Source organism: Streptomyces sp. S3(2020) (genome assembly GCF_013044505.1).
GTDB lineage: Bacteria > Actinomycetota > Actinomycetes > Streptomycetales > Streptomycetaceae > Streptomyces.
Genome location: NZ_JABERD010000298.1, coordinates 1 through 9,151 on the forward strand (window position 1 = coordinate 1; position 9,151 = coordinate 9,151).

General features: G+C 68.1%; 10 protein-coding genes. 6 read left to right on the plus strand and 4 right to left on the minus strand.

What is annotated here, in order from left to right; translation table 11 throughout:
* Positions 1-193 precede the first annotated feature (193 nt).
* The 6 genes from HLK59_RS45280 (at position 194) to HLK59_RS45305 (ending at position 5,361) form a co-directional block, all read left to right on the plus strand.
* Positions 194-403, plus strand: a complete 210-nt coding sequence (locus HLK59_RS45280; RefSeq protein ID WP_171147510.1) for a hypothetical protein — start codon at positions 194-196, stop codon at positions 401-403.
* On the plus strand, positions 400-1,746 hold the full coding sequence (locus tag HLK59_RS45285) for a helix-turn-helix transcriptional regulator (protein WP_171147511.1): 1,347 nt from the start codon (positions 400-402) through the stop codon (positions 1,744-1,746). Before HLK59_RS45280 ends, HLK59_RS45285 begins: the two co-directional genes overlap by 4 nt.
* A 76-nt stretch (positions 1,747-1,822) precedes the next feature.
* Entirely contained in the window at positions 1,823-2,668 is an 846-nt protein-coding gene (locus HLK59_RS45290) for a helix-turn-helix transcriptional regulator (RefSeq protein ID WP_171147512.1), read from the plus strand.
* A complete protein-coding gene (locus HLK59_RS45295; protein WP_171147513.1) occupies positions 2,628-2,906 on the plus strand; it encodes a DUF397 domain-containing protein in 279 nt (92 codons plus the stop codon). The genes HLK59_RS45290 and HLK59_RS45295 overlap by 41 nt, the downstream gene beginning before the upstream one ends.
* 33 nt (positions 2,907-2,939) lie before the next feature.
* Positions 2,940-4,775: a protein kinase gene (locus HLK59_RS45300; protein WP_346779970.1), complete on the plus strand. Its 1,836-nt coding sequence runs from the start codon at positions 2,940-2,942 to the stop codon at positions 4,773-4,775.
* Positions 4,776-4,845: 70 nt separating this feature from the next.
* Complete coding sequence (locus tag HLK59_RS45305) at positions 4,846-5,361, plus strand: hypothetical protein (protein ID WP_171147515.1); 516 nt, start codon at positions 4,846-4,848, stop codon at positions 5,359-5,361.
* Positions 5,362-5,392: 31 nt separating this feature from the next.
* Here HLK59_RS45305 and HLK59_RS45310 read toward each other — a convergent pair whose 3' ends face one another.
* From HLK59_RS45310 to HLK59_RS52195, 4 genes are all read right to left on the minus strand, one after another.
* Positions 5,393-5,737 (minus strand): hypothetical protein, encoded by a 345-nt coding sequence (locus tag HLK59_RS45310; protein WP_171147516.1) that lies wholly within the window; start codon positions 5,735-5,737, stop codon positions 5,393-5,395.
* A 70-nt stretch (positions 5,738-5,807) separates the two neighbouring features.
* Positions 5,808-6,752 carry an EamA family transporter gene (locus HLK59_RS45315; protein WP_171147517.1) on the minus strand — a complete coding sequence of 315 codons (945 nt, stop codon included), beginning with the start codon at positions 6,750-6,752 and terminating at the stop codon, positions 5,808-5,810.
* A 117-nt stretch (positions 6,753-6,869) separates the two neighbouring features.
* On the minus strand, positions 6,870-8,714 hold the full coding sequence (locus HLK59_RS45320; protein ID WP_240983021.1) for an ABC transporter ATP-binding protein: 1,845 nt from the start codon (positions 8,712-8,714) through the stop codon (positions 6,870-6,872).
* 97 nt (positions 8,715-8,811) lie between these two features.
* Complete coding sequence (locus HLK59_RS52195; RefSeq protein WP_277349582.1) at positions 8,812-8,943, minus strand: hypothetical protein; 132 nt, start codon at positions 8,941-8,943, stop codon at positions 8,812-8,814.
* Positions 8,944-9,151 lie beyond the last annotated feature (208 nt).

Here is a 9,151-nt window from a genome sequence, read left to right on the forward strand (position 1 = left end):
GTTCGGGGAGTGGGTGGCGTCTGAGTGACCGGGCTCGGGGTCGGTGCCGGCCGGACCAGATGTTTACAGCCTCCCCGTATTCCTGGCACGGCACTTCCGCGTGACCTCAAGATGACCTCGGGTGCCTGGACCAGCGGCGGCGACCGCCCGGTGCGCTCGATCGGGTCATCGGAGAAGTCGCACAGGAGTCATCGTGAGCAAATCGGCCTTCCGGCAACTTGCCGGGCTGATCCTCTTAGTCACCGTGGTCGTCGTCCTGCTGATCGCCGCCGGGTGCGCGCCCCAGGGGGCGGTCGGTATCGCCGCGGCGATCGTGCTGATCGCCCGGGACGTGTGCACTCCGGACAGCGGTGGCAAGGGCGGGCCGGGCGACCGAGAGGGCTTCGACGGGGACGCGTCATGAGGTTCAACAGACCCGTCAAGAACGGCCTTCCCGAATCCCGGCGGGAGTTCGCCGAGTCGCTGCGCCAGGGCGCCCGGGACAGCGGTCTGACCTCCGACCAGATCGCACGCCGGGCGCACGCGACCAAGGGCGCCGTCTCCCAGGCGATGAGCGGAACGCGCGTACCGAGCCAGAGTCTCTTCCGCAGCCTCGTCAGGGCGATGGGCCAGGATCCCCTCCACCCGAGGTGGCTCGCCCTCTACGCCGCCGCCGTCGCGGCTGTACTGGTGTGGCTCGTCTCCTGGTCCGGGGGCGGATGGCTGTCCCGCGCCTTCGATCGGGAGCCGGACGACGCCTACAGGACTCCTGTCGTGCGCGTGGAGAAGAACGCGAAGGTCTACCAGAAGCCCACGGGCGCGGCGCGGGTCGACAAGGTGTCCGAGCGGAAGTACTTGGGCGAGGTCGAGTCCTACAACCTCGTGTGCGTTCCGGACGGCGACCCCCACTCTCGTCGCTACGGCTTCCTGTCCGGTTCCACCGAGTGGCCACTGGTGTACGTCGACGTACAGGACCTAGTGATTCCAGAGCGCGTGCGTTTCCGACCGTGCCCCGCCGTGGTCCGGATCGCTCCGGAAGCGAGGCTCTACGTCCAGGGCACTGGTGGTGAACGGGCCGACCCGGCGACTGAACGCGCCTATTCGGGCGTGAAGTTGACCGAGGACAGTGTGTGCCGGGAGGGCTCCCGGCGTTACGGGCTCCACGGCCGGTCTGCCGAGCCGTCCCTCGTATACGTCGGCGAAGACGATGTGACGATCCCGTCCTCGGCCAGGCTGAAGCCGTGCCCCGTAGTCGTCCGCATCGCCGAGGACGCGACGTTCCACCAGGGGCCCGCCGGCGACAGACCAGCCGATTCGCCGGATGACTGGTACTTTCCGGGCGACGTCGTGTCACCGACCCAAATGTGCGTCGCCGAGGCCGACTCCTCGTCTCCCGGACCCCAGCGTTACGGCTTCGTCCTGTACGACGGCGACTCACCCAGTGCCTACGTCGACGAGAAGGACCTGCTCATCCCACCCACGGCCCGATTCGACCCTTGCCCGCCAGTGCTGTACGTCAAGAAGGGCGCGAAGATCTACCGGAACGAGACGGGGAACGAGTGGGCCGACCAGGCGACCGAACAAGCGTTCTCGGACAGTTACGTGGACCCGGACACCATGTGTTCCCTGCGTGGCGGCCCTGCGTCTCCTGAGCCGCGGCGCCTAGGCATCCGCGACCGCTCGTACGGAGATCGCGAACCGTTCGCCTACGTCGGCATCGAGGACGTCGTGATCCCGCCCGGCGCTCGGCTCTTCGTCTGCCCGTGACGGCGCACGAGTTTTCCACAAGCCCGTATCCATGCGCACAGGAATGGCTACTCTCGGTGACGGGAGGTGGTTCGCCATGAACATCAGGGAGCTTGATCCGAGCGCGTCGCCGCTGGACTACTACGGGTTCGAGCTGCGCAGGAAGCGGGAGGAAGCGGGGCTCACGCTGGCGCAGCTCGGGTCGATCGTGTTCTGTACGGGGTCGCTGATCGGGCAGATCGAGACGGCGGCGAAGGTGCCGCAACGGGAGTTCTCGGAGCGGGTGGACGCGGCGCTGGGGACGGACGGGATGTTCTCGCGGCTGGTGGGGCTGGTGCTGCGGAGTCAGTTGCCGAACTGGTTCCAGCCGTATGCGGAGATGGAGGCGAAGGCGGGGTTCATCTCGTCGTTTCAGGCGCAGTTGGTGGATGGTCTCCTTCAGACCGAGGCCTACGCCCGCGCGTTGCTCGGCGCGCGAGAGGAAAGCAACCTCGACGGCAAGGTAGCGGCTCGTCTGGACCGGCAGCGCATCCTGGCGCGGGACGAGCCACCAGTGATGTGGGTGGTGTTGAGCGAGGCCGCGCTGCATCAGGAGGTCGGCGGGCGAGCGGTCATGCGGGAGCAGCTGGCGCACGTACTGTCGATGCAGAAGCGGCGTTGGCTGGAGATCCAGGTGCTGCCGTTCTCAGCGGGTGCACACACAGGGCTGATGGGCTCGTTCAACCTTCTGCGCTTCGACAGTGACCCCGACATCGTCTACACCGAGGACTTCGTGCAGGGGCACATGACGGCCAATCCGACAGCCGTCAAGGAGGGTTCGGTTCGATACGATCATCTCCAGGCCGCCGCGCTCTCTGTTGACGACTCGGCGGCCCTGATCGCCCGCGTGATGGAGGAACGGTATGGCAACCAACCAGAACCTGACGGGCGCAACATGGCGTAAGTCTTCGTACAGCGGGGACACCGGCGGGCAGTGCATCGAATGCGCCCCACTCGGCACCGCCTCCTGGCGTAAGTCCTCGTACAGCGGAAGCAGCGGAGGCGAGTGTGTCGAGGTCGCCCACCTCACCCCCCACATCGCCGTCCGTGACTCCAAGAACCCCCGTGCCGGAGCCTTCTCTGTCGCCCCGGAGGTCTTCGTCGCCTTTGTCGGCGCGGCTGCCCGGGGGATGCTCGGCTGAGGCGGTGTTCCCTCCGGGCAGGCCCAGTTGGTGGTGAGAGGCGGTTCCTTCTTGACCCACGGCGAACGGATCTCCTCAGCGCGGGCACCTGCCAACTTCCGGGACGGCCGAGGCACTGCCAGAGGACGCCCACAGGAGGATCTGTGGGCGGGCTTCCGTTCCCCGCGCATCGTCATCCTCACGGCTGCCCTGTCCGAATACCGAGCGGTCAGAGCCTCGCTGAGCCAGCTCCGCACAGCGGAGTCGGCCTCCGGCGCCCCCTATTCCGTGGGATCCCTCGCCGTGCGGGCAGGCTTCTGGGAGGTATGGGCGGCGTGCATAGGTCAGGGAAACATCGGCGCCGCCCTGGAGACGAGTCAGGCGATCCAGGAACTCAAGCCCGAACTCATCGCCTTCGTCGGCACGGCAGGGAGTCTCCGCGACGAAGTCCAGCTGGGCGACGTCGTGTTCGCGACCAAGGTCTACGGATACGAGTCCGCGAAGCAGACGAACGACGGTCTGCTCGGCCGCCCCGCCATCGAGATGGCCGACCGGAACACGACTCAGGTCGCCTTCCGCGTGGCCGCCGAGGAGACGTGGGCTGACCGCGTCTCCCGCCCTGCCGGGGAGCCCGCGCCACGAGCCCACATCGCGCCCCTCGCCGCCGGAGACAAGATCCACACCGGCAATCGCTCCGAGCTCCACCGCTATCTGCGTTCGTCCTTCGAGGACGCGCACGCGGTGGAGATGGAGGGACTGGGGTTCCTGAGCGGTGCCAGGTTCTGGCCGACGGATACCAAGGCCGTCGTCGTACGCGGCGTCTCCGACCGGTTGGCCGACAAGGATCCCGTCCAGGACGCGGCCCTGCAACCCGCTGCCTGTCACAACGCCATGGCCTTCCTCTCGGAGCTACTGGAGAACCTCTGGCCCAAGGCCGACGAGTTCTGGCGGCGACTCGGATCCGCGACCGTGCCGGGGCAGCCCGCAATGAACGCTTCCACTTTCATGGCCCTTGGCTCCGACGGCGGCAGCACCGTCGTGCGGCATGAGGACATCCCCGAACTGAATCTCGTCGGCGTGGTCATCGACGGCCGCTACCGGTTGCTCAGGGAGATCGGCCGTGGTGCGCTCAACGTGGTCTGGGAAGCCGAGGAGTTCGCGTTCGGGGGATCATTGGGCCGCGTCGCCCTCAAGCTCCAACCCCCCAAGAACGACAAGCGGTTCATCTACTTCACCCGCGAGGCGACCGTCATGGCCGGGCTCGACTCGCCGAACCTGCTGCCGTACCGGTGTGCCGGTGTGCAGGCTCATGGCCCCCTCGCGGGTTGGAGCTTCATCGCTACGGCCCTCGCCGAGTTGTCACTGCGCGACATGGTCAACGAGCAGCCGCTCCAAGGCGCGGAACTCGCCAGGATGCTGGAGGACGTCGCGGCCGGCCTCGACCATCTGCACACGATGCGGCTGGTGCACGGCGATGTGAAACCCGCCAACATCCTCTGGCTCGGGCACCGCTGGGTCATCGGTGACTTCGGGCTGACGCAGAAGACCGGTGCCCATGAGCCCGAGGGCACCGTCGGCTACATGGCGCCGGAACGCTTCAAAGGCCTGGTGACCACCAAGAACGACGTGTATTCGTTCGCGGTCACCGCGGTCGTCGCCGCGTCGGGCCTGGGCCGCAGCGAGGAGAGCACCATCGCGAACACGTTCATGAGGGTGATGGACTTCCTGCACACCAATATCCCCCGATCACCCCACCTGAAGGAGCACTGGTTCCCGCCAGGCGTCGCACCCGTCCTGCGGCAGGCCATGAAAAGACATCCTGCGGAGCGCCCGACGATGAAGGACATCCTGGACACGCTGCGAGGCGCCCAGATCCTGTCTGACACGTGACCCGCTAGGATCCTCAGCTCCGTGGAGTCGGGGAGGGCGTATGTCGCGGGCAGTGGCTGGCGATCGGCACGTGGAGATCGCATCCAGGAGGCTCGGCAAGACGGTCTTCTGGGTGATCCTGTTGATCATGTGGCTGGCCTTCTGCGCCGAGTTGCTTCGTGAAGTCTGGCACTTGGAGACCTGGCGCCGCGCCGCCTTCTACATGCTGGCGGCGATGGGGGTCTACTGGATATGGCGTTCCGGTCTGTGTACGTACCTCAAGGCGAGCCCGACAGCGCTGACGGTAAGGAACCGCTTCACCAGGTGGCACATCCCCTTCGACGACATCGCCGACATGACGTGGATACCTGGTGAGGGGCCTCAGCTCACACTGCGCAGCGGCCCGACGGTCCGACTGGACGCCTACGCGGGCTGGCCCGCCGGGCAGCTCGGGCGGCAGGTGATGGCGGACCTCGTCGAGGCACGTCGCAGCCGTCCGGACGGCACTCCAGAGGTCAGCAGCAGGCGACGGGCCAGCGGGATGGCCGAATTGCTCCTCGTATGCGTCTGCGTGTGGTGCGAAGTCGTCCTTCAGACGGCTTCATGAGGCGGCCAGGGCCTAGCGAGGCGGCCGGGGCCTAGCGAGGCGGCCGGGCCAGCTCCCAACTCGCGAAGATGAACAGCGCCGCCTCGATCTGTGCCCTGGCACGCTCGTCGGTGACGCCCGCGATTCTGACGAAGACCACGTACGCGTCCGGGTCGGCTGCGACGAACAGGGTGAGGGGCAGCCGACCCGGGATCGGATAGTCGTACCAGGTGTCCGCTTCGACGTCCGTCGCGGGCAGAGCCGTTTCGACAGCCTGCCAGTCCGAATCACCGAAGTCGTAGCCCGCGAACTCCGCGACCGCTTCGCACAGGGGCCTCAGGTTCATGTCGTGGATCCAGCCGCCGTCGAGGATGCTCTCGGGCTCGGAAGTGGTCATGTGTTCAGTTTCCGCTCTGGTCCGAGGCCGCCGTGATCGATGCCCGTTCCTCGGACAGGGAGGGCCTGGCCTAGGAAGCCCGTGCCTTCCCCCGCCCCACCTGCGTCCGCACCGCCCCCATGCTCGCCGCGATGACCAGGGCGATGGCCGAGGACTCCATGACGGTCAGGGACTGGTTCAGGATGAGGAAGCCGGCGGTCGCGGCGATGGCCGGTTCCAGGCTCATCATGATCGCGAAGGTGGAGGCGGGGAGGCGGCGCAGGGCGACGAGTTCGAGGGTGTAGGGCAGGACCGAGGAGAGGACCGCCACGGCCGAGCCGAGGGCGATCGTCGTGGGGTCGAGGAGCTTCGAGCCGGATTCGGCGATGCCCAGCGGGAGGAAGACCAGGGCCGCGACCACCATGGCGAGGGCGAGCCCGTCGGCCTGCGGGAAGCGGCGGCCCGTACGGGCGCTGAAGACGATGTACGCCGCCCACATGGCACCGGCACCCAGGGCGAACAGCACGCCGACGGGGTCGAGGCCGCCGAAGCCGCCGCCGCTGAGGAGGAAGACACCGGCGAGGGCGAGGGCCGCCCAGACGAGGTTGACCGCCCGACGGGAGGCGACGACGGAGAGCGCCAGGGGGCCGAGCACCTCCAGGGCGACCGCCGGGCCCAGCGGGATCCGGTCGATGGACTGGTAGAAGAGCCCGTTCATCCCGGCCATCGTGATGCCGAAGACGACGACCGTGCCCCAGTCCGCACGCGTGTACCCGCGCAGCCTGGGCCGGCAGACGACGAGCAGGACCAGCGCGGCCGCCACGAGCCGCAGGGTCACCACACCGGACGCCCCGGCCCGCGGCATCAGGCTCGCCGCGAGGGCGCCGCCGAACTGCACCGAGATACCCGCGGACAGCACCAGGCCGATGGAACCGAGGGAACCCCAGCGGCGCGGAGCGTCTGCCGGGGCCTGGGGGACGGAGACCTCGGGAACCGGGGTTGCCGAAGGCGAGGCGGCGGTGCTGGGGGTGGTCACGGTGCCTTCCAGAGGGTTTGACGCAGGGTTCGTTCATCGTGATGCACTGCGAAGTCCAGAGTAATGGACTCAGTCAGGTTCGTGAACCCTTTATGCAACTGTCCCGGATGACCCGCGTCACCCCCAGGGGCTTTCGTCCCGGAAGAGAGGGCGCCCCTGGTACGCGTACGTGTCGTATGTGTCGTACGCGTACGTGTCGTACGACAACGGCAGCCGCAGCTCCCCCGTGTCCATGACCGCGTTGTTCTGCGAGCCGTGCAACCGCGCGTACGCCCCGCCCCACGCCAGCAGCTCCTCGTGCCGGCCCGTCTCGACGACGCGGCCGCGGTCGACGACGAGGATGCGGTCGGCGTCGGGGGCGAGGTTGAGGTCGTGGGTGATCATGATGGTCGTACGGCCCGCCATCAGGCGGCGCAGGGGCTTCACGACCCGGCGGGCGGCCATCGCGTCCAGGCCGGTCGTCGGCTCGTCGAGGACCAGAACCGGCGCGTCGCGCAGCACGGCCCGGGCGATGGCGAGGCGCTGGAGCTGGCCGCCGGACAGCCGGGCGGAGTTGGGGTCGACCCGGGTGTCATAACCGTCGGGCAGCGCGGTGATGAAGTCGTGCGCGTCGGCGGCCCGCGCCGCCTGCTCGATGGCGTGGTCGCTGGCGCCGGGCCGGCCGCAGGCGATGTTGGCGCGGACGGTGTCGTGCAGGACGAGGGTCTCCTGCGGGAGCAGGGTGACGTACTCCCGCAGTCTGGCCAGCGGGAAGTCGCGCAGGGGTACGCCGTCCAGGAGGACGTCTCCCGCGTCCGGGTCGTAGAAGCGGAGCAGGAGCTTGGAGACGGTGGACTTTCCCGCGCCGCTCGGGCCGGTGACGATCACCAGCTCGCCGGGGTGGACGGTGAAGGACAGGTTCTTCAGGGCGGGGGTGTCGGCGCCCGGGTAGCGGAAGGAGGCGGCGCGGATCTCGACCGTGCCGTCGGGGCGGCGGGCGTCGGTGGGGCGCCGGGGGTCGGTGACGGCGGGCCGGACGTCGAGGATCTCGACGATCCGCTCGGCGCCCGCGGTGGCCGCGGTGACGGTGAGGCCGAGCTGGGCCAGGCCGCGCACGGGCGGGTAGAGGTAGCCGAGGAACGCGGCGAAGGCCAGGAGCTGGCCCAGCGTCATCCGGCCGGTGGAGATCTCCCAGGCGCCGATGCCGATCACGGCGAGCACGCACACCGTCTCGATGACCTGGACGAGCTGCTCGTACGCCTCGTTGAGCCGGGTGGACCGCACCGAGGCCCGGAACCAGGCCATGGCCTCCTCGTGCAGCCGGCGCCGCTCCGCGTCCCGGCGGTCGTAGGCCTGCGTGAGCACGATGTTGCCGAGGGACTCCTCGACGACCGAGGTGATGGCGCCGTCGGCGACCCGGCCGGCACGGGAGACGTCCCTGAGGGAGCCGGAGAACCTTCTCGCGGCCAGCCAGAACAGCGGGGCGAGGACAAAGGTGGCGGCGGCGAGGTCCCAGCGCAGCCAGAAGGCGGCGGCCGCGTAGAAGAGGGCGGAGAAGACGGCGGACGCGGCGCCGACGAGGCCCGAGACGACCATCGTCTCGATCGCCTCGATGTCGCCGGTCAGCCGGGACAGCAGGTCGCCCTGGCGGTGGCGTTGGAAGAAGTGCGGGGGGAGTTTCTGCACATGGTCGAAGACATGCTCGCGCAGCCGCATCACGAAGCGTTCGGTGGCCCACGCGGCGAGGGAGTTGCCGACGTACGCGACGACCGCGCCGACGATCGCGACGCCCAGCCACTTCAGCGCCGGCACCCAGAACGCGCTCAACGAGCCCTGCCGCAGGGCGTGGTCGGTGAGGTCGCCGAAAAGCAGGATGGCCTCGGTCTCGGCGAGCGCGGCGACGACCGTGCACAGCCAGACGATCAGCAGCCGGTGTCGAAGCCCTTTGGTGAGGGGCCAGAAACGACGGAATGCGATACGCATGAATTACTGCCTCGAATGTCCGAGTCCCCGATTTCCCGCAGGTTCTCACAAGAAAAGGGGTCGGCAGTGCACCACCGACCCCTTCCCTCCTACCGAATCAGCTCTCGTCGCCGAACGGCTTGGGCAGCGGCTTCGGCTCGTGCTTCTTCTTGGGCTTCGGCTTCGGCGGCGGCGGAAGAAGCTTCGACTTGGGCTTGGGGGGCAGCGGGGCAAGCTTCTTGAAGCTCATGCCAACTCCTATTGGTTCATTGCCGTTCAGATGATGCTTCGCGTGGCACTTCGGGTGGTGCGAGGAATTCCCGACAGCGATGAAGTTACACGTCCCGAATCAAGAGCAACGAAAGGGAAAGCAAAGGGGCGCTGTGAATAACCTTGGAATACCTAGGAGTTGCTTCGGCACCCCTCACTTCCCGAGCCCCTCCCCCAGTGCCTCCGCC

Coding starts and splice junctions, on each gene's coding strand:
- HLK59_RS45310 (WP_171147516.1), bottom strand. CDS start 5,737: ATGACCACTTCCGAGCCCGAGAGCATCCTCGACGGCGGCTGGATCCAC.
- HLK59_RS52195 (WP_277349582.1), bottom strand. CDS start 8,943: ATGAGCTTCAAGAAGCTTGCCCCGCTGCCCCCCAAGCCCAAGTCGAAG.
- HLK59_RS45320 (WP_240983021.1), bottom strand. CDS start 8,714: ATGCGTATCGCATTCCGTCGTTTCTGGCCCCTCACCAAAGGGCTTCGA.
- HLK59_RS45295 (WP_171147513.1), top strand. CDS start 2,628: ATGGCAACCAACCAGAACCTGACGGGCGCAACATGGCGTAAGTCTTCG.
- HLK59_RS45290 (WP_171147512.1), top strand. CDS start 1,823: ATGAACATCAGGGAGCTTGATCCGAGCGCGTCGCCGCTGGACTACTAC.
- HLK59_RS45285 (WP_171147511.1), top strand. CDS start 400: ATGAGGTTCAACAGACCCGTCAAGAACGGCCTTCCCGAATCCCGGCGG.